Origin of the sequence: Mesorhizobium alhagi CCNWXJ12-2 (assembly GCF_000236565.1) — a bacterium.
In the GTDB taxonomy this organism is placed as follows: domain Bacteria; phylum Pseudomonadota; class Alphaproteobacteria; order Rhizobiales; family Rhizobiaceae; genus Allomesorhizobium; species Allomesorhizobium alhagi.
In genome coordinates this window covers 1-21,702 of sequence record NZ_AHAM01000280.1, presented here as the reverse complement: position 1 = coordinate 21,702, position 21,702 = coordinate 1, and the positions used below count along the sequence as shown (strand labels likewise).

22 protein-coding genes, 4 pseudogenes and 1 riboswitch are annotated in these 21,702 nt (G+C 62.3%); of the genes and pseudogenes, 9 read left to right on the top strand and 17 right to left on the bottom strand.

The annotated features are described in order from the left end of the window. Window positions 1-149 precede the first annotated feature (149 nt). Window positions 150-593 carry a pseudoazurin gene (locus tag MAXJ12_RS29660; protein ID WP_040588778.1) on the top strand — a complete coding sequence of 148 codons (444 nt, stop codon included), beginning with the start codon at window positions 150-152 and terminating at the stop codon, window positions 591-593. A gap of 202 nt (window positions 594-795) precedes the next feature. Continuing rightward, window positions 796-1,098, top strand: a complete 303-nt coding sequence (locus MAXJ12_RS40250) for a hypothetical protein (protein ID WP_420492403.1) — start codon at window positions 796-798, stop codon at window positions 1,096-1,098. Window positions 1,099-1,331: 233 nt separating this feature from the next. On the opposite strand, the gene MAXJ12_RS29655 is transcribed toward MAXJ12_RS40250, so the two are convergent. The 10 genes from MAXJ12_RS29655 to MAXJ12_RS29610 form a co-directional block, all read right to left on the bottom strand. Next, on the bottom strand, window positions 1,332-2,213 hold the full coding sequence (locus tag MAXJ12_RS29655; protein ID WP_008839855.1) for an SUMF1/EgtB/PvdO family nonheme iron enzyme: 882 nt from the start codon (window positions 2,211-2,213) through the stop codon (window positions 1,332-1,334). A gap of 72 nt (window positions 2,214-2,285) precedes the next feature. After that, window positions 2,286-3,392, bottom strand: a complete 1,107-nt coding sequence (gene nirK, locus MAXJ12_RS29650; RefSeq protein WP_008839854.1) for a copper-containing nitrite reductase — start codon at window positions 3,390-3,392, stop codon at window positions 2,286-2,288. 186 nt (window positions 3,393-3,578) lie between these two features. After that, a complete protein-coding gene (locus MAXJ12_RS29645; RefSeq protein ID WP_008839853.1) occupies window positions 3,579-4,283 on the bottom strand; it encodes a NapC/NirT family cytochrome c in 705 nt (234 codons plus the stop codon). A gap of 3 nt (window positions 4,284-4,286) precedes the next feature. After that, window positions 4,287-4,748: a nitrate reductase cytochrome c-type subunit gene (locus MAXJ12_RS29640; protein ID WP_008839852.1), complete on the bottom strand. Its 462-nt coding sequence runs from the start codon at window positions 4,746-4,748 to the stop codon at window positions 4,287-4,289. After that, on the bottom strand, window positions 4,748-7,252 hold the full coding sequence (gene napA, locus MAXJ12_RS29635) for a periplasmic nitrate reductase subunit alpha (RefSeq protein WP_008839851.1): 2,505 nt from the start codon (window positions 7,250-7,252) through the stop codon (window positions 4,748-4,750). Before napA ends, MAXJ12_RS29640 begins: the two co-directional genes overlap by 1 nt. Beyond that, window positions 7,249-7,515 (bottom strand): chaperone NapD, encoded by a 267-nt coding sequence (locus tag MAXJ12_RS29630; RefSeq protein ID WP_008839850.1) that lies wholly within the window; start codon window positions 7,513-7,515, stop codon window positions 7,249-7,251. The genes napA and MAXJ12_RS29630 overlap by 4 nt, the downstream gene beginning before the upstream one ends. Then, window positions 7,508-8,005 carry a ferredoxin-type protein NapF gene (gene napF, locus MAXJ12_RS29625; protein WP_008839849.1) on the bottom strand — a complete coding sequence of 166 codons (498 nt, stop codon included), beginning with the start codon at window positions 8,003-8,005 and terminating at the stop codon, window positions 7,508-7,510. The genes MAXJ12_RS29630 and napF overlap by 8 nt, the downstream gene beginning before the upstream one ends. A gap of 10 nt (window positions 8,006-8,015) precedes the next feature. Continuing rightward, window positions 8,016-8,216, bottom strand: coding sequence for a periplasmic nitrate reductase, NapE protein (gene napE, locus MAXJ12_RS29620; RefSeq protein WP_008839848.1), 201 nt, complete (start codon window positions 8,214-8,216; stop codon window positions 8,016-8,018). Between the two features lie 302 nt (window positions 8,217-8,518). Beyond that, entirely contained in the window at window positions 8,519-10,036 is a 1,518-nt protein-coding gene (gene adh / locus MAXJ12_RS29615; protein ID WP_008839847.1) for an aldehyde dehydrogenase, read from the bottom strand. Window positions 10,037-10,172: 136 nt separating this feature from the next. Continuing rightward, window positions 10,173-11,171, bottom strand: a complete 999-nt coding sequence (locus tag MAXJ12_RS29610; RefSeq protein WP_008839846.1) for a helix-turn-helix domain-containing protein — start codon at window positions 11,169-11,171, stop codon at window positions 10,173-10,175. Window positions 11,172-11,582: 411 nt separating this feature from the next. Between MAXJ12_RS29610 and MAXJ12_RS29605 the strand changes: the two genes are divergently transcribed. Next, window positions 11,583-12,311 carry a Crp/Fnr family transcriptional regulator gene (locus MAXJ12_RS29605; RefSeq protein WP_008839844.1) on the top strand — a complete coding sequence of 243 codons (729 nt, stop codon included), beginning with the start codon at window positions 11,583-11,585 and terminating at the stop codon, window positions 12,309-12,311. Between the two features lie 20 nt (window positions 12,312-12,331). Here MAXJ12_RS29605 and MAXJ12_RS29600 read toward each other — a convergent pair whose 3' ends face one another. Next, window positions 12,332-12,793, bottom strand: a complete 462-nt coding sequence (locus tag MAXJ12_RS29600; RefSeq protein WP_008839843.1) for a hemerythrin domain-containing protein — start codon at window positions 12,791-12,793, stop codon at window positions 12,332-12,334. A gap of 209 nt (window positions 12,794-13,002) precedes the next feature. Between MAXJ12_RS29600 and repC the strand changes: the two are divergent. Continuing rightward, window positions 13,003-13,555: pseudogene (gene repC / locus MAXJ12_RS37225) on the top strand (plasmid replication protein RepC); the annotation flags it as partial. An 82-nt stretch (window positions 13,556-13,637) separates the two neighbouring features. Here the strand turns inward: repC and fic are convergent. The 4 genes and pseudogenes from fic to MAXJ12_RS29575 form a co-directional block, all read right to left on the bottom strand. Beyond that, complete coding sequence (fic, locus tag MAXJ12_RS29590; RefSeq protein WP_040588770.1) at window positions 13,638-14,741, bottom strand: protein adenylyltransferase Fic; 1,104 nt, start codon at window positions 14,739-14,741, stop codon at window positions 13,638-13,640. A 135-nt stretch (window positions 14,742-14,876) separates the two neighbouring features. Further along, a pseudogene (locus tag MAXJ12_RS29585) lies at window positions 14,877-15,029 on the bottom strand (integrase); the annotation flags it as partial. A gap of 101 nt (window positions 15,030-15,130) precedes the next feature. Then, a pseudogene (locus MAXJ12_RS29580) lies at window positions 15,131-15,904 on the bottom strand (site-specific integrase); the annotation flags it as partial. 223 nt (window positions 15,905-16,127) lie between these two features. Continuing rightward, window positions 16,128-16,388 carry a sunset domain-containing protein gene (locus tag MAXJ12_RS29575; RefSeq protein WP_008839837.1) on the bottom strand — a complete coding sequence of 87 codons (261 nt, stop codon included), beginning with the start codon at window positions 16,386-16,388 and terminating at the stop codon, window positions 16,128-16,130. Window positions 16,389-17,514: 1,126 nt separating this feature from the next. Between MAXJ12_RS29575 and MAXJ12_RS39320 the strand changes: the two are divergent. Beyond that, window positions 17,515-17,674, top strand: a pseudogene (locus MAXJ12_RS39320) (helix-turn-helix domain-containing protein); the annotation flags it as partial. Between the two features lie 3 nt (window positions 17,675-17,677). Here MAXJ12_RS39320 and MAXJ12_RS29570 read toward each other — a convergent pair. Next, window positions 17,678-17,995, bottom strand: coding sequence for a DUF1858 domain-containing protein (locus tag MAXJ12_RS29570; RefSeq protein WP_341872553.1), 318 nt, complete (start codon window positions 17,993-17,995; stop codon window positions 17,678-17,680). Window positions 17,996-18,102: 107 nt separating this feature from the next. On the opposite strand from MAXJ12_RS29570, the gene MAXJ12_RS37220 reads away from it, so the two are divergent. From MAXJ12_RS37220 to MAXJ12_RS38360, 4 genes are all read left to right on the top strand, one after another. Beyond that, window positions 18,103-18,378 carry a DUF6522 family protein gene (locus tag MAXJ12_RS37220; RefSeq protein ID WP_008839835.1) on the top strand — a complete coding sequence of 92 codons (276 nt, stop codon included), beginning with the start codon at window positions 18,103-18,105 and terminating at the stop codon, window positions 18,376-18,378. After that, a riboswitch (cobalamin riboswitch) is annotated at window positions 18,364-18,583 on the top strand. It overlaps the preceding gene by 15 nt. A gap of 14 nt (window positions 18,584-18,597) precedes the next feature. After that, window positions 18,598-18,867 carry a hypothetical protein gene (locus MAXJ12_RS29560; RefSeq protein WP_008839834.1) on the top strand — a complete coding sequence of 90 codons (270 nt, stop codon included), beginning with the start codon at window positions 18,598-18,600 and terminating at the stop codon, window positions 18,865-18,867. Between the two features lie 629 nt (window positions 18,868-19,496). Then, complete coding sequence (locus MAXJ12_RS29550; RefSeq protein WP_008839832.1) at window positions 19,497-20,747, top strand: NnrS family protein; 1,251 nt, start codon at window positions 19,497-19,499, stop codon at window positions 20,745-20,747. Window positions 20,748-20,830: 83 nt separating this feature from the next. Continuing rightward, window positions 20,831-20,971: a hypothetical protein gene (locus MAXJ12_RS38360; RefSeq protein WP_008839831.1), complete on the top strand. Its 141-nt coding sequence runs from the start codon at window positions 20,831-20,833 to the stop codon at window positions 20,969-20,971. Window positions 20,972-21,063: 92 nt separating this feature from the next. On the opposite strand, the gene MAXJ12_RS29545 is transcribed toward MAXJ12_RS38360, so the two are convergent. Beyond that, window positions 21,064-21,702, bottom strand: a 639-nt coding sequence (locus tag MAXJ12_RS29545; protein WP_008839830.1) for a SulP family inorganic anion transporter, incomplete at its 5' end; no start/stop codon positions are given.

Genomic DNA, 21,702 nt, shown 5'->3' with positions numbered 1-21,702 from the left:
TTGTTCCTCTCGTGTGTTGGCCGCGTTGGCAACGGCCTGCCTTCGCTTTTCTACAGCCAGTTTGCGCCAGCGCAAATTCCTGCGCCAGCCTTCCCGCTAATGAGCGCCAACGGTTGATGCCGCCACCATTCGAGAAGAAGGAAATTTCGATGAAAACCTCCATCTATGCCGCCACCTTGCTGTCCCTTTTCGCCTTCGCCGGCGGGGCAGCTGCCGAGGAACACGTTATCCAGATGCTCAACAAGGGCGAAAAGGGCGCAATGGTCTTCCAGCCCGACCTCGTCCAGGCAGCGCCCGGCGACACGATCAAGTTCGTGCCGACCGACAAGTCCCACAACGCCGAGACCATCAAGGGGATGATCCCGGACGGCGCGGAGGCCTTCAAAAGCAAGATGAACGAGGAGTTCTCGGTCACGCTCGACAAGGAAGGCGTCTACGGCATCAAGTGCACGCCGCATTACGGCATGGGCATGGTCGCGCTGGTCGTGGTCGGCCAGCCGGTCAACGCCGACGAAGCCAAGGCGGTCAAGCAGACCGGCAAGGCCAAGGCGCATTTCGCCGAACTGTTCGGGCAGACGCTGGCTTCCAACTAGCAGGCGATTTCTTCCCGCGTGGGCGGGGCGACGAACGGGACCGGTCGGCCTGGAGTGATCCGCGCCCGGTCCTTTTCATGTCCAACGAGGCATCAGATGGGTCGGTCTATGCGGGATTGTCCATCCTGTTCCGGCCCCCGGTCTATTCTGGACAGTCGGGACCTTCAGGGCGTTCGCTCCCATCGACTGGCATCTCCACGAGATGCTGTTTGGCTACCTCGGCGCGATCGTCACCGGACCTCTCCTGGACCGCCATCCCGAACTGGACCGGACGGCTGCCTGTGCTGGGTCTGCCGCTCTTGCGCGGGTTCTCATCTGGATAGCGGGCTTTGCCCGTTTCTCCTCCTTGATCGGATGGCCTGTCGCAGCGATCATCGAAGCGGCTGGCGCGATGGGCCGGCGACCGCGCGCTGGCGGAACGGTTGGTCACGATCGTTCATCTGGCCTAAGGTTCATTGCCGTTCCTCCTGGTTCGCCTGTCCATCCTTCTTCCCCCAGAACGTGACCCGGCGGGCATGCACGCGTATTTGGCGGCGGCGCAATCGGTGCAATGACGCTTTCGGGCACGGTGCGCGCGACGCTTGGCCACAAGCGACGGGCGTCAAGGCGCCGCTTGGGCGGCCGCGTTCCTTGGCTTTGCAGTCGTCCATGGGGTGGATCGGTCGAAGTCGCGAAGGGCTTGACCAAGGCGCTCCAGGCAATGCGCGGCCTAGCCGAGCGTTGCAGGCCGGCGCGTGGTCAGATCAACGTCCGCAGGCGGGAGAGCAATCTGGCGACGGCGCCGTCGCGCTCGCGGACCAGGCGAAAGCCCAGATTGTCCGGCGGCAGGCCGACGGCGCAGCCGCCGCTCTTTCCGTCGCGGATGAAGTTCGACATATAGGTGCGGTGGAAGCCCTCGACGACGTGGACGCCGCAATTGTCGACCGTGCTTTCGACGGCGTCGCCGGCAGGCGCGATGGTGACGCGCACATAGTAGGTTGACGTCCATTCCCAGACATTGCCGGCCATATCGGCGACGCCCTTGGCGTTCGTTCCGAACGATCCGCGAACCCGCGGCTGCGGATCGGGCTGGCGCGCCATGTCCACTTCCTGCTTGTAGCTCGATAGCCAGCCTTTCGCCGGATTCTGGGGATCCTCTTCAAGGGGCTCCACGTCGCCTGTGAACCGCTCGCCGGCGGCGAAGGCCCATTCCTCGTCGGTGGGAAGCCGCCAGCTCTCGCCCGTCGCCTTCGAGTGCCAGGCCGCGTAGGCAGTGGCGTCCAGATAGCTAACCCCGGTGACCGGGACATCGCCGCTACCAAAGGCATCGGCAGGCTTGCATGCTCCGTCCGCCACGCAGCGGGCATACTCGTCCCGGCTGACCTGGTAGGTCATGATCGCGATCGGCTCATCGATCCTGGCAGCGATCCGTGGAGCGACAGTTGGACGGCCATCCCGCAGATACTCCCCAGGCTGAGGGTGAATGAAGGAGCCGGGCGCAACGACAGTGCTCCGAATCGGTGCTAATTTGGGCAACCCGCGTTCGGAGACCGGGACCAGAACCTCCAGCCCCAGAGCTGCGGCCGAGACGGCCATCGCACCTGCGAAGCTACACAGCAGTTTCGACGTCAGGAACCGCATGATTCGTCTTTCCTGTAAAGCGCGACCTGCCGGAGTTTCGACAGATCGCGCTCGTCTTTAGGCAAATGAACGTCAGTTGATGACAATCGGCCGCGGCGCGTCGACCTGCTTCATCAGGTCATCGTTCCATTCGCCCTCGACCGTGAAGTGGGCGGTGGCGCCCAGTTCGGCCGCCTCGATGAGATTGTGATTCACGTAGGCGTAGACGCCGGGTTGCAGGAAGGTGTAGAGGGCCGCTCCCGCCGAGCCGCCGCGGATGAACCACGTCTCCAGGTCCTTCGCCGGCGGGTTGGCGAACTTGCCTTCCTCCCAGACATAGTCACCATGTCCGCCGATCAGGTGCGGGCGTGTATCGCGATTTGCCTGGGAATGGACGATGAGGACCGTCTCGCCGACCTTCGACTTCAGCGCGTTCTCGCCGGTGAGGGATCCTACCCGGCCGTTGAACACGACATGGGTCGGAACGAGGCCGCGCATCACCTGGAGCGTGTCGGCATAGCTTTCGCCGAGCGACTCGAAGGTTTTGTAATTCCCGGCCTCGTCACGCGGAATGTAGAACTCGTTCTCGCCGACATAATAGATCCTGTCGTAGCGGAGCGGCTCGCCTTTCTCGTCCTTCAGGCCCTCGCGCGGGAGCACCATGACTGTCCCGCTCATGCCCGAGACCACGTGCCAGGGGATCATTCCCTCAGGCGCGCAGTGATAGACGAAGGTTCCGGTGCGGGTCGCCCTGAAGCGGAGCGTGACCTGCTCCCCGGGATTGACATGCGTCAGCGCGCCTCCGCCGAGCGCGCCGGTCGCCGCGTGAAAGTCGATGTTATGCGGCATCTCGTTCGCCTCGGGATTGACCAACGTCAGTTCGACATAGTCGCCTTGGTGGACGACCATCATCGGACCTGGGATCGAGCCGTTGAAGGTCATTCCCCGCAGCGTGGTGCCTTCGTCGTCGATGACGATCGGCTTTTCCTCAATCGTCATCGTGAACTCGACGACCTTGGCTCCGCCCGTGGCGACCTGGTCGTGCTCGTGGACAAAGGGCGGAGCAACGAGCGACACCTTCTGGCGTGGCAAGGCGCTGATGTCAGCGGCCGGCTGCGCCAATGCCGGGAATGCGGGTATCGCGGCCGCCGCGGCAGCCGCCATGGCTGCTCCGATGAGGGCTTCGCGTCGCGTGAACATTTCGATCTCCTTTTTGATCTGCCGTTTTCGACAGCAAAAGCATTAGGAGCAGCGCATCATCGGCTCTTTGCGCTGGCGCAAACCGCTCTCATCCAAAGATAAGGTGCGGCGATTTGGCATGTCTTTCACATACGGCTGTTTATAGGATCTTCCGCCGATCCTTGATGAGCAAGTAACAGCGCACCGTTACTCGGCGATCTGCAGCGCCAGGTGATAGGCGAGGGCGCGGCGTTCCAGCTCGTCGATCACCGATGACTGGGGAAGCTCCTCCCCCTCGAGTTCAGGTGGGACCTTCCAGCCTGGATCGACGCCTTCCATGTTGGGCAGTTCATGCGCGATGCCCTTGTGACAGTCGATGCAGGTCGCCTGGCCAGACAAGAGATATCGTGTATGGATCTCGGCGGCGCGCGTCGTCTGCTTGGACAGGTCCATGGCGACCGACGAATGGCAATTCCTGCACTCCAGGCTGTCATTGGCCTTCAGCCGCGCCCATTCGTGCTGGGCGAGCTCAAGCCGCATGTCGAGAAACTTGCGCCGCGTGTTGATGGTGCCGAAGATCTTGCCCCAGACCTCCTTCGATGCCTGCATCTTGCGCGCGATCTTGTCCGTCCATTCGTGCGGAACATGGCAGTCCGGACACGAGGCGCGCACGCCGGACCGGTTGCTGAAATGCACGGTCCGCGTCAGTTCCTCATAGACGTTCGTTTCCATCTCGTGACAGGAGATGCAGAATCGTTCAGTGTTGGTGGCCTCCAGCGCGGTGTTGAACCAGCCCCAGAAAAATACCCCGCCCACAAACCCACCGAGCGTCAGAAACGCCAGACTGAGCGTTGCGGCCGGCCTGGTAAGGATGTTCCAGACCCACGCGGCCACACTCTTGATCCGTTGCATGGCTCATTCGTCCCCGGCGTGATCGACGCCCATCTCGCTCATGTCCCTGAAGGTGTTCTCCACCAGTGGCTGCGTGTCCGCCTGGGGCACGTGGCACGCCGTGCAGAAATAACGGCGCGGCGAGACATCGGCCAGCATCTGGCCCTCGCGGGTGATGTAATGGGTCACGCTGATCATCGGCGCGCCGGAGCCTTCGGTGAATTCGCGCCTGTGGCAGGAAAGGCAACGGTTGGTGTTGACCGAAAGCTGGTAACCTTCAATCGAATGCGGGATGACCGGCGGCTGGTCGGGATAGGCGCGCATCTTGCGGATATCGTCGACGATCCATTTCGGCATCGGGTCGGCTGGCGCCGATTCCATGGGCGGGTTGGGGCCCGTCAGCTCCGAAGCCATCAGGGCGATCGCGGCCGTGCCGGTGAAGAACAGGGCGACGGCGATCCCAGCCGCCAGCTTGCGCCGTTTCATCAGGCGGCGGAAACGATCTTGACAGCGCATTTCTTGAAATCCGTCTGCTTGGATATGGGATCGGTGGCGTCGAGCGTGACCTTGTTGATCAACTGACTGGCGTCAAACCAGGGCACGAAGATCACGCCCTTCGGCATCCGGTTGCGGCCGCGCGTTTCCAGCCGCGAGCGGATTTCCCCGCGGCGGGAGACGATCCTGATCTCGGCCCCCTGGTTCAGACCGCGCTGGCGCGCATCGTCGGCGTTCATGAAGCAGCGCGCGCCCGGAAACGCCTTGTAGAGTTCGGGCACGCGCATTGTCATCGAACCCGAATGCCAGTGCTCGAGCACGCGGCCCGTCACCAGCCAAAGGTCGTATTCGTCGTCCGGCGATTCCGCCGGCGGCTCATACGGCACGGCCAGGATAACAGCCCTGCCGTCGGGCCGGCCGTAGAACTTCACGCCTTCACCCGCCTTGACATATGGATCGTAGCCTTCGCGGTATCGCCATCTCGTTTCCTGGCCGTCGACGACCGGCCAGCGCAGGCCTCTTTCCTGATGATATCGGTCGTAGGGCGCAAGATCGTGGCCGTGTCCTCTGCCGAAGGCGGCATATTCCTCGAACAGACCCTTCTGGATGTAGAAGCCGAACTCCTTCGCTTCGTTGTTGTCGTAATCCGGATCGATCTCGCTGGCCGGGAACCTGTCGACATTGCCGTTTTTGAAAAGCACGTCGAACAGCGTCTTGCCACGATAGCCGGGGCTGCCCTCGAGTATCTCAGGCGGCCACACCTCGTCGGTGGTGAAACGCTTCGAGAACTCGACAAGCTGCCACAGATCCGAACGCGCCTCGCCCTTGGCCTGCACCAGTTGGTGCCAGACATGGGTTCTCCGTTCCGCATTGCCGTAGGCGCCCTCCTTCTCCACCCACATGGCGGCCGGCAGGATCAGGTCGGCGCTCATCGTGGTTATGGTCGGATAGGCGTCGGACACCACGATGAAATTTTCGGGATTGCGGTAGCCGGGATAGGTTTCGCCGCTGTTGTTGGGTGCGGCTTGCACGTTGTTGTTGACCTGCACCCAGTAGAAATTGAGCTTGCCGTCCTTCAGCATCCGGTCCTGCTCGACGGCGTGATAGCCCGGCTCGTCCGGCAACAGCCCGTGCGGCAATTTCCAGATTTCCTCGGCATGCGCGCGGTGCTCGGGGTTGGTCACAACCATGTCGGCCGGCAAGCGGTGCGCGAACGTGCCGACCTCACGGGCCGTGCCGCAGGCCGACGGTTGCCCGGTCAGGGAGAACGGGCTGTTGCCCGGTTCGGAGATTTTCCCGGTGAGCAGATGGATGTTGTAGACCATCTGGTTGGCCCAGACGCCGCGCACATGCTGGTTGAAGCCCATCGTCCACAGCGACATGACCTTCGTCTTGGGGTCGGCGTAGAGTTCAGCCAATTCCTGCAGGAAGTCCGGTTCTACCCCGGTCAGTTCGGCAACCGCGTCCAGCGAGTATTCCGCGACGAAACTCTTGAACTGGTCGAAGCTGATGGGGTCCATCTTGCCGGGGTCGGCCGCTCCCGCAGCTTCCGTCTGCAGTGGATGCTCGGGCCTCAGGCCGTAACCGATATCGGTCCCCCCGCGCATGAACGTCGTGTGGTCGCGGACGAACGCCTCGTGGACCCGCCCGGTCTCGATAATGTGGTTGGCGATGTAGTTGAGGATGGCCAAGTCGGTGCCCGGCTTGAAGATGATGGGGATGTCAGCCAGATCCATGCTGCGATGGGTGAAGGTCGAGAGCACCGAGACCTTCACATGCGGGTGCCCGAGCCTGCGGTCGGCGATCCGGGTCCACAGGATCGGATGCATCTCGGCCATGTTGGAACCCCAAAGCACAAAGGCGTCGGCGGCTTCGAAATCGTCGTAGCAGCCCATCGGCTCGTCCATGCCGAAAGTCCGCATGAAGGCATAGGCGGCCGACGCCATGCAATGGCGCGCGTTCGGATCGAGATTGTTCGACCGGAAGCCGGCGCGCATCAATTTGGTCGCGGCATAGCCCTCGAAGATTGTCCACTGGCCGGAGCCGAACATGCCGACGGCCGTCGGGCCCTTCTCCTTCAGCACCTGCTTGCACTTTTCGGCCATCACGTCGAAGGCCTCGTCCCAGGACACCGGCTCGAATTCGCCGTCCTTGTCGAAAGCGCCATTGCGCTTGCGCATCAGCGGCGTTGTCAGTCGATCGGCGCCGTACATGATCTTCGACAGGAAATATCCCTTGACGCAGTTGAGGCCGCGGTTGACCTCGGCCTGCATGTCGCCGTGGGTGGCGACGACCTGGCCTTCCTTGACGCCGACCATCACCCCGCATCCCGTTCCGCAGAAGCGGCATGGCGCCTTCGACCACTTGATTTCGAGCGCGCCCACCCCGCCCGGAACGGGCTGTGCGGACGCGGGCAGGGCAAAGCCTGCCGCTGCGGCGGCGACGCTTGCGGCATGGGCCTTCAGGATGTCGCGCCGGGTGAGCTCGGTGGTCATTGCTCTGTGGCCTCCTCTGTCTCGATATGCTCATAGACCATGTTCGCCGCCACGACGCCGTCGAGCAGCGCGATGCGGGTGAGGTGGTCGCCCATCGCGCCCGTGCCCGAGCCCTCGACAACGATGACGATCTTGCCGCCCTGATGCCCATGCACCTCGACAGCAGGCATGGCCGCCAGGCGCGCCAGGACACTGTCAGCCATTGGCGGCAGGACCGACACGACGATGCTGGATATGTGGTGGCAGCGTGGGGCCTCAGGCATGGACGTCCCCGCGCTGCGCCACGCCGATCGCGGCGGCCGGACAGACGCCGATGCAGGCGCCGCATCCGGTACAGGCCGCCTCATTCAGCTCCGGAACGAACGGACCGCCAATGCGAGGCCGGAAGCTGATGGCCTGCTCTGGACACGCGTCACCGCAGGACTGGCAGGCGGTGCCTGATTTCGCGAAGCAGCCCAGGGATATGGAGACAGCGTGGGGAAAACGTCGCACGGATTGCTGATGGAACACAGGTTCCGGGCACGCTTTTGCGCACGTGCCGCAGAAGGTGCATTCGCCCGCGGCAAAGTCGATGGCCGGAACGGAGCGCACCAGCGAAATGATGCCCGTCGGGCAGGACTCGACACAGGCGCCGCAACCCGTGCATGCTTCAAGGGCGCTTCTCGAAACGCCGGGCGGGCGGATGCCGGCGACATCCGGCGTGGCGCGACCGGTTAGAAAGCTGCGGCGGCTGAGGGTGTGGGCGTCCTCCATTGCGCTGGCCTCAATGCATGCCGTTGGCGGGCGGGCCCGGCGGCCCGAATATGATCTGCCACATCCAGACAAGAAATCCATAGCCGCCAACAACGCCGACGGCGACGATGGGCCATATGCCGAATGCCAGGACGAGAAAAGTCAGCAATTCGGACCGCCGCCGGCGCCGCAGATCAGCTCCGCCTCTCGCTTCCAGGGGCTCGTTGGTCATGGAGGCCTCTCCACCCACGTTGGACGAATCCACCCGCGTTCGCCCTCCGACAACGATAGGTCGCAAGGGCTGCATGTCCAGTTGTTTTTGGTGCGCTAGCGCCGCTCGAGCCCACTGCGATGTTGCCAATCCGTCGGACCAATAGATCCGCCGCAGCCGGGCCGGGCGCCCTTGGGTCGCCCGGGATTCGCCCCGATCGGCCGCGAACGCACTTCTGGTCGCGCCGCACCGCCTTCTGGAAACCTCCGCCGGACACGAAAGCGGCGCGGAGCTGACCCGCGCCGCTCTGCAATCGGGTGTGCTCAGAAAAAGCCGAGTTTCTTCGGGCTGTAGCTGACAAGCATGTTCTTGGTCTGCTGATAGTGGTCGAGCATCATCTTGTGGGTCTCGCGGCCGATGCCCGACTGCTTGTAGCCGCCAAAGGCCGCATGCGCCGGATAGGCATGGTAGCAGTTGGTCCAGACGCGGCCGGCCTGAATGGCGCGGCCGAAGCGATAGGCACGATTGCCATCGCGGGTCCAAATGCCTGCACCGAGGCCATAGAGCGTGTCGTTGGCGATCGACAGCGCCTCGGCATCATCCTTGAAGGTCGTGACCGAGACCACCGGTCCAAAGATTTCCTCCTGGAAGATACGCATCTTGTTATGGCCTTTGAATACCGTCGGCTTGACGTAGTAGCCGCCGGCGAGGTCGCCCGGCAATTCATTGCGCGAGCCGCCCGCCAACACCTCGGCGCCTTCCTTGCGGCCGATATCGATGTAGGAGAGAATCTTCTCCAACTGCTCGGACGAGGCCTGTGCGCCGATCATCGTGGCCGGATCGAGCGGATCGCCCTGCACGATCGCCTCCACGCGCTGCAGCGCGCGCTCCATGAAGCGGTCGTAGATGGATTCGTGAATCAGCGCGCGGCTCGGACAGGTGCACACCTCTCCCTGGTTCAGGGCGAACATCACGAAACCTTCGATGGCCTTGTCGAAGAAATCGTCGTCATCGGCCACCACGTCCTTGAAGAAGATGTTGGGCGACTTGCCGCCGAGTTCCAGCGTGACGGGGATCAGGTTCTGGCTGGCATATTGCATGATCAGCCGGCCGGTCGTCGTCTCGCCGGTAAAGGCGATCTTGGCAATGCGGGGCGAGGAGGCGAGCGGCTTGCCGGCCTCCAGCCCGAAGCCATTGACGATGTTGACCACGCCGGGCGGCAGCAGATCGCCAATCAGCTCCGCCCACAGCAGGATCGCGGCAGGTGTCTGCTCGGCGGGCTTCAGGATCACGCAGTTGCCGGCCGCGAGCGCCGGCGCCAGCTTCCAGCAGGCCATCAGAAGTGGAAAGTTCCACGGAATGATTTGGCCGACCACGCCGAGCGGCTCATGGAAATGATAGGCGACCGTGTCGTGGTCGATCTCGGAGAGGCTGCCCTCCTGTCCGCGCACCGCCCCGGCGAAATAGCGGAAATGGTCGATGGCGAGCGGCAGGTCGGCGGCCGTCGTTTCGCGGATCGGCTTGCCGTTGTCCCAGGTTTCGGCGAGCGCGAGCAGATCGAGGTTCTCCTCCATGCGGTCTGCGATGCGGTTGAGGATCAGCGCGCGTTCGGCAACGCTGGTGCGGCCCCAGGCGTCCTTTGCTGCATGGGCGGCGTCCAGAGCCGCCTCGATATCGTTCTCGTCCGACCGCGCCACCTCACACAGCAATTGTCCGTTCACCGGCGAGAAATTTTCAAAATAGCGGCCGGAGCGTGGTTCGGTCCATTTGCCGGCGATGAAGTTGCCGTAGCGCTTGTCGAAGGGAACTTTGACCGCGCGCGAAAATTCAACCTTGTTCATGAGTACCTCCCGTAACGAGACGTCGCGGAATGCGACGCTCCTTCGAGAGTGTGACTTCGCTTTTTGCCTGTCAGCCCACCGGCAAACGATGGCGGCCCGCACGTGTCGCAGAAGTGAGACAGTCAGGCGGCGAATTTCAGTGAATGCGAGATAGCTGCAGGCGTTTCAACTTCCGGTGGAGCGTGGCGCGGCTGATTCCCAGCGCCTTTGCGGCGGCTGAAACATTGCCGTCGGAGCGCGCCAACGCCCGTTGCAACACCGCGCGCTCGGCCTGTCCGAAATCTTCGGCCGCGGCCGCGGCCGCGCAATGCAGGTCAACGGCCGGGAGCGGCCTTGTCAGGCAATCCCTGCTGAGGCCCAGCGCGAGCCGCGCCGATCGTGTCGCGCCGATGACGAGGTCGTCGGCATTGACCGCAATCAACCCGCCGGCGCCGCGGTTCGTTTCCGGCGCGAGCACAAAACGTGCATTCGGAAAAGCCATCTTGAAATTGTCCGCCTCGATCCGCCGGGCCGCGTCGATCACGGCCATGGATATGAGATTGACGAAAGCTTCCGTCAGATCGGCGCGGCAAGACGACACGTCCAGTGCCGCCGCAAGATTTCCCTCATGGTCGTAAATTGGTGCGGTTGTGCAACTCAGCGCCGTGTTTCGCGTGTGAAAATGCTGGTCGCGGTGGATGGTCAGCGCACGCTGTTCAACCAGGCACGTGCCGATGCCGTTGGTGCCTTCGCTTTCCTCATTCCACACCGAGCCCGTCCACAATCCCCAGGAACGGAACGCCTTGTCGTCCGCGGGCGCGCCGCGCCGTTCCACCGGAACGCCGTCGCCGTCAGCCAGAAGCACGCAGCATCCAACGCCTGCAACGGCGAGATGCAGCCTGTCGAGACTGGGTTGGGCGGCGCGGACCAGCGGCTCGATCCGCTGTCGCGCTTGTGTCAGTTCGGCATGAGTCAGGATTCGTGGCGGTTGGCGCTCGGCCGGATCGAGGCGGTGCAGGCTAGAGGACCGTCGCCAGGAGGCGACCAGCGCGGATTTTGCCGCCGCGTTTGATGAGATCGCGGCCTGTATGCGGTCCGCGTGATGGCTGAATGAACGTTCGCCCACTCTTCCCTCCCAGGTTCCCGCCGCTTGCATCGGTCATTCTGCCCCGGATTTGTTTCACGACCGGGTCACGGCGCCACGCAAGGTTTTCAGTTTCAGGTACGACGCTGTCAATTCGCAACAAGGACTAGATGCGGGAGCGGCTTGCGGTCGCACGGCAGACGTCTCCATGCCGGTGCGCCGGCGCGCCGAGCAGATCCTGGCGGAGACGCTGATGCGGAATGCGGACCTCGTAATGCCGAAGGGCGCGGGACGGGCCCAGCGTGGCTGCGACAGTTCCATTTGCATGGCGATTTTCCTTGGCAATGCCCCGACCAATACCAGACGCAGCGCCGCGGGCGCTTGATCGACATCAAAGCCGGGAGGGAGAGACAAACTGACGCGAGACGGGCGCTTTGCAAGGCGGTAGGAAAGCTGCAGCCGGACACACTGGAGACGGCTGCGATGAATTTGCGCCAGGACATTCACAATTCGGATATTCCCGTGCTTTGCCAGGCTTGCGAGGCGCGTCACCGCGGGCTTTGCGGAGCGCTGGAGCCAAAGCAGCTCGTCGCCCTGTCGAGGACGTCTTCAAGACATCGGATCCACCCGGGAGCGGAACTGATCGGTGACAGCGAGAACATCGACAGTTTCTCAAATATCCTCTCAGGCGTGGTCAAGCTCACCAAGACGCTGTCGGACGGCCGCCAGCAGATAGTGGGGCTGCAGTTTGCGCCGGACTTTCTCGGTCGTCCGTTCAGGTCGGAAAGCGTGATCAACGCGCAAGCGGCGACAGAATTGTCGCTATGCTCGTTTCCTAAGTCGGTCCTGGAGCGGATGATCCATGAATCCCCCGGATTCGAGCGCCGTCTGCTCCGGCAGGCACTCAATGAGCTCGACGAAGCGCGCGACTGGATGGTGACGTTGGGGCGAAAGACGGCTGGGGAGAAGGTCGCGAGCTTTCTGGTGAGAATCGCGCGCAACATCGACCCTGAGGCGGCGGCCAATGGCGCATCGGCAACGTTCGATCTGCCGCTCACCCGCGCGGACATCGCCGATTTCCTCGGCCTGACTATCGAAACGGTCAGCCGTCAGCTGACCAAGCTCAGGACCGAAGGCGTCATCGGTATCGAGAACAATCGCCGTGTGAACGTGCACAATATGGAGCGCCTTGAAGCTCGCTCCGGGCGATAGGCCGCATCCGCCGAAATTTGCTACGCAGCTTCCGTGACTACCGGAAGAATATGCTCGCGCTCGAATGCCACATGCCGGCGGATGGTCTCGAACAGGCCGCGCAGCATGAAGCCGAGGGCTTCCGGATTCGAGATCGGCGCGCCATGACCGATCGCCATGAGCGTTTCGGTCAGCTCCTCGGCGAAGGCTTCATCCTCCATGTGCTCGGCTTTCAGTCGCTGCGTCGACCCGGCGTGCCGGCCGCAAGCCGTCGAGCGGACCTCGAAAACTGGAAAAACCGCACTCTCTTCAAATGCGTGCACATTCCTCAGAAGCGGCGCCAGTGCGCTCGCCGCCGCCAGGCATTTCAACGCATCGACCCTTTCCGGCAGAGAATCGGCGATGTCTTCAAGCAACGCGCACATCTCCAGCTTGCGCTCATGGGCACGCTCCATCTTGCGGGCCAGTTCGGATACGGTGAACACATTGTCGGCCGCGGCCATGCTGTCTCGCCCCCTTGCTGTGGAACTGGAGCGCCTGCGCCAAGCTGGCGGCTGAGGACCAGGCTGTCGGGTGAAAATGTCGTTGGCGGGGATGTCCGGCTTTGACCCAGATCAGAGAAGCTTTGATTCGTCTGCCCAAGGAGTGCGTTCGGCATCGCTTGTCCCAGCCGCCCGCACATGTGGCAGTCGCTGGCGCCACGCATGGTTACCTGGAGCCATTTGTGGCCAATTTGGCCGCGATCCGGGAGGAAGTGGACAAGCTGCTGGAATCTCACATAAATGTCGAGGATCCGGACGGCAATGAATCCCTAGTGGACGGCAGCAATCTGCTTCAAATACCGACTCTATTTTTGAATTTGAACCTGCTTTGGAAAAAAGCGGGCGACGGTCGGGCCAAGCACGAGGGAGGCCGAGAAGCCGAGAGGCTATCCGCTTGGGCTGGTGCTAAAATCCTGCCCGGAGATCGCGGATTACGCCGTCGACGGGATCGGCAATTGGCGCGATTTCATGGCGACGGCGACCCAGGTGCGCGGATATCTCGGCGTGTCGCCGTCAGCATACGAGGATGCCTGCCATGTGATGGGGCAGGAAACCGCGGCAATTGTCATCGCCTGCATTCTGCAACGGGCGCAGCACATCAATTCGGCCGGCGGCTATCTGCGCGTGCTGACCGATAAGGCCAGGGTAGGGGAGTTTTCGGTCGGACCGATGCTGATGGCGGCGCTCAAGGCCAATAGCGCGACGGCCGGGATGACGGGATGAGCATGGGGACGTTATCACGAGTGCGTCGGTATGTTCGCGGTCGCGAACTTCTGCTCGATTTTCTGCGCTCTGCTGTTTCGGATTATTGCGCCGTTCGCGGCGGCGGCCGATCGGTGAGAAGCGCCAAGAGGGCCGGATTGATGTAGAGGTTTTCCCGGCCGGCCTTCTTCTCCTGGAGGAGGCCTTGATCGACGAGGGTCTTCAGATAGACCGATGCCGCCTGTCGCTTGGCGATGCCAGCCGCCACCAAATCGCCAATTCGGCAATAAGGGTTCACGAAGATCACCTCAGCCAACTCGCGCGAATACATCTTCGGCAGGTCGCGCCGCATGCGCTCCGCGGTTTGATCGAGCAGGTCTCGGATGGAGCGGATGCGCGCGGTCGACCAGTCGGCTGTTTCCCGGATCGCTTCGAGCATGTAAAGGATCCAGTCCTGCCATGCCGCCTCGGTCGTGACGGCCAGAAGCCGGTCGTAATAGGCTCGCTTGTTACCGATGATATAGCGGCTCAGATAGAGCACCGGGATGTCCAGCAGCCCTTTGTCGACGAGATAGAGCAGATTCAGCACCCGTCCGGTTCGGCCATTGCCGTCGGTGAAAGGGTGGATGGCCTCGAACTGATAGTGCATTACGGCTAACCGGATCAGCGGGTCGATGTCCTCTGCCTCGTGGATGTAGCGCTCCCAGTTCGCCAGCTTGTCGCGCAGCAGCGCTTGGCCTTGCGGCGGTGTGTAAACGACCGCGCCGGTCGCCTCGTTCATCAGGGCCGTGCCCGGCGTCGCGCGGATATCAAGTTCCACGCCCTTGATCGTCCGGCAGACGGCGATCGCTGTGGATGTCGACACAGGGCGCTGCTTGAGCGTCTGAAAACCTTCGCTGAGGGCGGTGCGGTAGCGCAGCGCCTCTTTCGTGGCCGGATCGGCCTGGTTGCCGGCCTCATTGGCAAAGCGGAACAGTCTGTCGGTCGTGGTGACGATGTTTTCGATTTCCGAGCTTGCCTGCGCCTCAAGCAGTGGAATCGAATTGATCAGGACCGCCTGGTTGGGAATGAGCTGTCCGGATACGCGGAGTTCCGCCAGTGCTGCTCGCGCCGCGATGCAGGCCTTCAGCACCGCCTTCGTCTCCACATCCTCGCGTGGAGGAAGCGGAGGGAGATCGTTGTAGGGGCGATCCGGGCGAAACGGCATGTCGATCAATCCTCGTGCGATCGACATGTCCGGGCGGATATGTCGTCGACATCGACACGTCGTCCGATCATGTCGATAGAATCGCAATCTATCGACATGTAGTGGGCGCCGCAAGCCGCCCGCAGTGCTCGCGATTTATATGATCACCCGCGCCGCCCGCCCGAGCGTCCTTTCGGCATCGTTATGATAGTTGGACGCCTGTTGCACCGAGCGGTGCTGCGACTGCTGCATAGCTTCGGGCAGCGGAATGCCGCGGCGAGCGGTTTCGATGAGATAGCCGGAACGCAGGCTGTCGGTTTCACTTCCCGATTTCAATTGAAACGCTAAGGTGAAATTCCTGCTCTCCCGGATCGCCTGCGGCGGCCGAAAATAGGGGAGGGGAGGGGCTTTCAGAGTCCGGACGCCTTGATGAGATTGACGCGGAAACGGTCACGTCGGCGCTGATATTTGCGGGTCATCTCCGCGGAGGCGTGGCCGAGCTGCTTCTGCACATAGCGCTCGTCGATTTCGGCCGAGGAGGCGAGGCCGGCGCGCAGCGAATGGCCGGCAAACAGCCTTTCCCGTTCGCCTTCCGAAAGATCGCCGCGCACGCCGGCGGCAAGGGCCGTGCGCTTGACGAGGCGTGCAACCTCCTGGTCGTTGAACCGCTCGGCGCCGACCCTTTTTGCCCTGGCCGGTGACGCGCCGGAACAGCAGACCATGGGCGATCCGGCCGAGCTTGAGCCAGGTCTCCAGCGCCACGACCGGGCAGGTGGCGTCGGACGAGCCGCGCCCGATCTCGACCTCTCGCCAGCCGGTCTCGAAGCGTCACCAGCAGGTCCTTGTCCAAAATCTCCACCCAGCCGCGGCCATCTTCGGTCTGGTCGCGGCCGACGTCCAGCCCGACGATCTCGGAACGCCGGAGGCCACCGGCGAAACCGATGAGCAGCATGGCGCGGTCGCGCAAGCCGCGCAGGGATCCGCGATCGAGCGTCTCCAGCATGGCGATGAGGTCCTCGGGCAGCACCGCCTCCTTCTGCCGGGGCGGGGCGGCGCGTTTGTTGCGGATACCGGCCATTACGGTGGCGATATGGCGGTCCTTCCTGTCGAGCGGCTGGCTGCTGCGAATAGTTCCACGTCAGCGGGGACAGGCGGCGCTCGATCGTCGACACCGAATTCGGCTTCTATTCTCCCGTCCGCTACCTGTTTGGTTTCGGCCGCGGGCACCCCCCCCACAGTTTGAGAGGGAGTAGCAAATCGCTGCATTTAACTTGGAACAAGGCGGTTGGGTTCGCCGTTTTCTAAACATCCAAGGGGCTCATCCATGGCCACCAGTCACCCTTGGAACGAGAGGCCCGCCGCCGTCCCCGAGCGACGGGCTTCTTGCGCTTAGAAAGCCGGGCGGCGCTAGCGTCTGGCCCGCGTCCACCCGGCTGCCCGCGCCTCTTCCTCAGAACAGAACCAGCTTTCGCCATACTCAGGACGGATGACGGTTTCGGAGTAAAACTTATCCCCCGGCACATGGTAGATTCTCTGGCCTGTGTTGATGCTGACATTGCCCTTGATATTGCAGGCCGGATTGAGAGCGATTGGAAGGGTTAGAACCGGTATCCCCTCGCTGACGACGTATGTCGCGGCACCCGCGCCAAAGAAGGCGATGAGCGGCAACCGCCAATTCCAACTAGACCCCGATGAATTAGCGGCCATGTGAGACTTCCCCCTGTAGCCAGCGATCCTCTCACAGTCCGCCTGTCTCGGAAAATCCGGCTCTCGTGCAGAAGGGAGGTCTGAAGCGCAGCCGACTTAGTCGGCGTACTTTGTCCTGGCGAGGGGACGCCAGCGGGCGTTCTCTAGTGATACCCCTTGGCCATTCGGTCGATGTAATCCCTCAGGTTGAGCCTGCCAACGAACTTTTTTGGCAGCCCGCTCACTTAGCTCCGTGAGAACAGGGCTGTCCAGTTCGGCGGGCCATCCGGTGAACTTGTCGAACACCGTTTACAGCTCGTCGCAATCCTTTTGAATGTCGTAGCGTCGGGGCGTCGCACGTCGAGCCTCACTGCGGACTTCTTGATTCCCATCCCAAGAGCCCCAGAATCAGCGCGCACTCGCGGGCGCGACAGTTTCCTGCGACCATCAGTTGATAGTAATCGTCCCTCTTATGTTCCGGCACATGAAATCCGCGCCGAAATGCCGCCGCCTCCTTCTGCGTTCGAGTGCAACCGAGTTTACTTGCACTGACTTTACGCTCGCCAGCGAGCACCCGGTCTTGGCCGCAATATGTTTCAATGGTTCGTTGCTAGCGTATCCGTTAACGATTATCTCGCGCCGAGCTTCGCCTTTGATCTTTGCACTCATTTCGGGAGCTACCGCATCTACCTTGTACAATCCACAACTATACCCGCCAGGTAGAAAGGTGTCTTTGGCTTTGGATCCAGAAACTTATCTTGGAATGCATTCCTTGCGTTTGAGACGAAACAAGTGCACCACACTGATCGCCAGATATGCACTCTCGGATAAGTTGCGGGACGCGAAGCTAACGGCAATCCGGCCTGGCAGGTAGACTGTTCTCAAGGGCTGGGGGCTTTAGGCACAGGGCCTCCCCCGGTTCAACTTGGAGGCCCGACCGATGACGCCTGTTCCGGTCGGCCTCTCTTTGTGTGCGCCGAGGAAGCACTAAAACTCCTCCACCGGCCAGTGGCGTTTTGGCTTGTTCTCGACATGCTCGACCTCCATATTGCCGCCAGCGGTCAGCGACGCGGTGAGAAGGCCCGTCGAGATACGACGTGAGGTTCCCGAGGACATTGCGGGAATGACGGGAACAGCGCTGCATACGATCAGCCGCCTGCTCAGCGCTTGGGAGCAAAAAGGCCTGGTAAAGAGCGGGCGTCAGCAGGTGAATAGTCGCTCCGCACAGACCGATGGTCCTTGCCGAAGGCCAAGCCGGGACGGGCTGAGCATCAGCCATCGAGGCGTTCGCCTGTCGCCAGTCGCAGTTCCCGGAGAAACGCTTCTTCATCGATGGAATGTTCACGGCACGCGTCGGCCATCGTGTGGAACGGTCCAATCGGACAGCCCGCGCACAGCATCCGCTGCCTGACGAACACGCCGACAGCTTCCGGCCATGTTCTCATAAGGTGATCCACGGACAGATCGAGGTCGAGAGATCGCTTCTTGCTCATTGCGGGAGGCCATGTTGATTGATGCCGATGAGAATAGGCGGTGCTTCGTCCGCTTCGTTGCGCTCCGACAATGAAGAGGAAGGCGGCTATGGACACTGGTGGTCGCCGCGAAGCAGCAATTTCCGGCGTGTTTGCTTCCGCTCAAAGACGACCGGAGTGGGCGTTGTTACCGGCGGGACGGAAAACGTTCTGGAGGCTTTGGAATGTCCGTGGTTCGCTGGGCCGACGGAGTGCCCGAAATAGATGCAGCGGTGGCCGCGCGCGCGATGAAATTCTCTGTGGAGTATTTTCTCAGGCAGATGCAGCGCGGCGCGATTCGGGGGCGTGTCGAACGAGGGACAGGCGATGACGAAGGCAGGCATCGCATGTCTTTCCGCCACCGCGATCGCGAACTGGTAATGGTCGTGGATGACGATGGGCGGATCATAAGCCAGGAACTGATCATGGCCGCCCCAAAACCGCATTGGAGACAGCCTTGATCGTGGCCGTTCGTTCGGGCGCGGCGTTCCTGGTGAAGGAGATTGGCGGACGCTGGCCCCGCCGCTACCGAAGCCGCGACTGCCCCCGCAACTGTAGCCGGCGAGCTTTCTTTCAACGAGCCACTGGTCGCGTGATGCGACTGGGGGGGCGAAAGAAAAGCAGCGACCCGGACGTCAGGAGACCTGCCTGTTCCTGGCACCCATGTCTGAGCACGGGGTGTGTTCAGGCGCGGTCGCGCTCGCGATTTGGGGAATGCGCGGGCCCAGGTTGCGAGCAGCGTCAACGATGACGATGAGGTCATTGAACTCGAGCGCCTCGTCGTCACGGCGAACCGGACGCCGACCGAAAAAGGCAAGGTCGGCTCGACAGTCGAGGAAGTGACGAAGGAGGAGATCGAAGAGAAGGCGCTACCGACGGTCATCGACTATCTGAACTTGCTGCCTGGCGTCGCGACTAGCCGCGCCCTTTGTCGGGTTCAGTGGCCGTAAGGCACGGATCTGCGTAATAAGGGCCCCTGAAAGCTGCATCGACAGCCGTCGGCCTGGATACTTCCCGCCAATTTGCGCCACCGCAAAGAGCCGGTGCTGCACCGCGCATATAGGAGCGCCATTACGTGGATGCGAAATGACGACTCCGACGAAAGCTCGCAAAACATATTCTCGCCACTGCCGCGTCGGCGGCGATGGCAGCCATCGGCCTGACAGCCGCGGGACCGGCTTCTGCCTGCGAAGCCGGTGGCCAACATCAACGGCAGATGTCGGCGAGGCAGCGCTCGATAACAAGAGCGCGCCAGCCGACTTGCCGAAGCTGCCTGGCGAACGCGGCCCGCAGACCGTGCGCGTTGACCTGGAGAGGGTAGAGGCGACCGGCAAGCTCGAATCTGGCGCCAGCTACAATTACAGGACTCCCAAGGCGGATCCTGGACCATCTGTTCGCGGCAGTCCGAAAGAGCAGCAGACTCGAGATTCGATGTGATCGGCGAGATGTCGACACGGCCAACCAGTTCTCTCCGAACACAACCCGGGTTCACAGAGACGCCCACCGGCCGACGGCGGTTCCAACTTTGCGGCAGGGGCAGTGGTGTCCCTTGCCGGGGCGACCAGGATAGGCAGCAAGAATGACGACTGTCAGGGAAGAGGGCGCGACAACGACCGACAGATCGAATCCGCGTGCGCGCGTCAAGGCGGGCGACACCGCGATCGACCGTCGCGGCAGGAAGCGGACCGGCCCGGCGATCCTGAGCTACGGCTTCCGGCCGTTCTTTCTCGGGGCGGCCATTTACGCTGCCGCCGCGGTTCCGATCTGGTTGTGGATGTACAGCTCCGGCGCGGCGGCGGGCGGTGTCTTTAGCGGCTCCTCGTGGCACGCCCATGAAATGATTTTCGGCTATCTGGGCGCGGTGATCGCCGGGTTCGTCCTCACCGCCGTGCCCAACTGGACGGGCCGGCTGCCATTGAGCGGACTCCCGCTCGCGCTCCTCTTCCTCTCCTGGCTGGTCGGCCGCGTCGCCGTTTCCGCCGTTGGCGATCCGCTGCTGGCCTTCCTCATCGACCTTGCTTTTCCTGTCGCGATCGCCGGCTCGGTCTGGCGCGAGGTGATCGCTGGCAAGAACTGGCGCAACCTGCCGGTGGCGGGGTTACTCACGCTCTTTGCATTGGCGAATTTGCTTCATCACGCCGAGAACCTATGGCCCATCCTGGACGGGATCGGCCTGCGCCTCGCGCTCGGCGTCGCGGCAACGATGATCGCGCTGATCGGCGGCCGCATTACTCCCAGTTTCACGCGGAACTGGCTTGCTAAGCGCAAGAGTGTCCATCTCCCGGCGAGTTTCGGACCCATTGACCGTGTCGCGCTCGCGGCGACGGCGCTCGGCGTTGCCGGCTGGATGTTCTTCCCATACCATCCCGCCAGCGGAATTCTGCTCGCACTGGCCGGCCTGCTCTTGATCGGGCGCCTCTCCCGCTGGCGCGGCCTCCTGACCTGGCGCGAGCCGATCGTCTTCATTCTCCATCTCGGCTACCTATGGCTTGCCGCGTCACTGATGTTGCTGGGATGTTCCATTCTGGCGCCCGATACGATGGCGCAAAGTTCAGCACTGCATGCGCTCACCGCGGGCGCGATCGCGACGATGACGCTCGCCGTCATGACACGCGCCAGCCGCGGCCATACAGGCCGTGTTATTGAAGCCGACCCGGCTACGATTGCCATCTATGTTGTGGTGTCGATCGGGGCGCTGCTGCGCGTTCTCGCTCCGCTTCTGCCAGGTTTTTACATGGAGCTGCTGACTGCGGGCGGAACGCTATGGAGCTCAGCTTTCGCGCTATTTGCAGTTCGATATGGCCCGATGCTGATACGCCCTCCTGATTGAAAAACCGGAACCAGACTCCAGCGGCGCGCCGAGATCGTCCGGGGTGCATGCAAAACAGATCGCATCCATCCAAAGGAGATGAAATGGCTAAGCATAGCGACAGAAACGACGGCAGCCCCGACGGCGGTGCCGGCTCTGACACCGGTTCCAGCCTGCTGCCTATGCTTGTCGGCGGCCTTGTCCTCGTAATCGTTGGCGCGGTCATAGTCATGACATTCGTCTGATTCGAAGGCCTGGGCGACGAGAAGAGAGAGCAATGTTAAGGCTCGTTCGGGCAACCCGTGCCGTTCCTTGCCGGCGCGGCGGCGGCGTCAAGTTAGCTCTCATCGCGGCTGGATGCATTTATGACGCATGCCCGGATGTGCTTCACCGCTTCATGCTGACTTAGGAATACCTTCCCTGTAAGTTTCTCAAGAAAGTCAGTCCTCTTCAGCCTATCCATGACGGGACCCTTCACTTCGGAGAGATGAAAATTGATCCCAGCATCGTTGAGGCGGTGATTGATCTCTTCAAGGCTTTCCAGCGCGCTGGCGTCGATCGCATTGACGGCAGAGCACATGAGCACCACGTGCTTTAGCTCCGGACGGTCCGCGATGAGCTCGCTGATGCGGTCTTCGAGGTAACGGGTGTTGGCGAAGTACAGGCTCTCGTCCACCCTGATCGACAGTATCTCCGGTGCCGTCGTCGCCTTGTGACGGTCCACGTTTCGGAAGTGCTCAGTACCTGGAACGTTGCCCACGACCGCCAGATGAGGACGGGACGTGCGGTACAGATGAAGAACCAGTGAAAACAGGACGCCGGAAACGACGCCGGTCTCCACGCCCAGGAAGAGTGTTCCCATGATCGTCGCTGCCATGGCCGCGAAGTCGACTTTGGAATAGGTCCACACCTTCCGCATCGCTCGGAAATCGACCAGCGAAAGGACTGCGACGATAATTGTGGCTGCAAGCGTCGC

Coding starts and splice junctions, on each gene's coding strand:
- MAXJ12_RS38360 (WP_008839831.1), top strand. CDS start 20,831: ATGGCTAAGCATAGCGACAGAAACGACGGCAGCCCCGACGGCGGTGCC.
- nirK (WP_008839854.1), bottom strand. CDS start 3,392: ATGTTCACGCGACGCGAAGCCCTCATCGGAGCAGCCATGGCGGCTGCC.
- MAXJ12_RS29660 (WP_040588778.1), top strand. CDS start 150: ATGAAAACCTCCATCTATGCCGCCACCTTGCTGTCCCTTTTCGCCTTC.
- adh (WP_008839847.1), bottom strand. CDS start 10,036: ATGAACAAGGTTGAATTTTCGCGCGCGGTCAAAGTTCCCTTCGACAAG.
- fic (WP_040588770.1), bottom strand. CDS start 14,741: ATGCCGTTTCGCCCGGATCGCCCCTACAACGATCTCCCTCCGCTTCCT.
- MAXJ12_RS40250 (WP_420492403.1), top strand. CDS start 796: ATGCTGTTTGGCTACCTCGGCGCGATCGTCACCGGACCTCTCCTGGAC.
- napA (WP_008839851.1), bottom strand. CDS start 7,252: ATGACCACCGAGCTCACCCGGCGCGACATCCTGAAGGCCCATGCCGCA.
- MAXJ12_RS29630 (WP_008839850.1), bottom strand. CDS start 7,515: ATGCCTGAGGCCCCACGCTGCCACCACATATCCAGCATCGTCGTGTCG.
- MAXJ12_RS29605 (WP_008839844.1), top strand. CDS start 11,583: ATGAATTTGCGCCAGGACATTCACAATTCGGATATTCCCGTGCTTTGC.
- MAXJ12_RS29645 (WP_008839853.1), bottom strand. CDS start 4,283: ATGCAACGGATCAAGAGTGTGGCCGCGTGGGTCTGGAACATCCTTACC.
- MAXJ12_RS29640 (WP_008839852.1), bottom strand. CDS start 4,748: ATGAAACGGCGCAAGCTGGCGGCTGGGATCGCCGTCGCCCTGTTCTTC.
- napE (WP_008839848.1), bottom strand. CDS start 8,216: ATGACCAACGAGCCCCTGGAAGCGAGAGGCGGAGCTGATCTGCGGCGC.
- MAXJ12_RS29610 (WP_008839846.1), bottom strand. CDS start 11,171: ATGCAAGCGGCGGGAACCTGGGAGGGAAGAGTGGGCGAACGTTCATTC.
- napF (WP_008839849.1), bottom strand. CDS start 8,005: ATGGAGGACGCCCACACCCTCAGCCGCCGCAGCTTTCTAACCGGTCGC.
- MAXJ12_RS29600 (WP_008839843.1), bottom strand. CDS start 12,793: ATGGCCGCGGCCGACAATGTGTTCACCGTATCCGAACTGGCCCGCAAG.
- MAXJ12_RS29655 (WP_008839855.1), bottom strand. CDS start 2,213: ATGCGGTTCCTGACGTCGAAACTGCTGTGTAGCTTCGCAGGTGCGATG.
- MAXJ12_RS29550 (WP_008839832.1), top strand. CDS start 19,497: ATGACGACTGTCAGGGAAGAGGGCGCGACAACGACCGACAGATCGAAT.
- MAXJ12_RS37220 (WP_008839835.1), top strand. CDS start 18,103: ATGTCCGTGGTTCGCTGGGCCGACGGAGTGCCCGAAATAGATGCAGCG.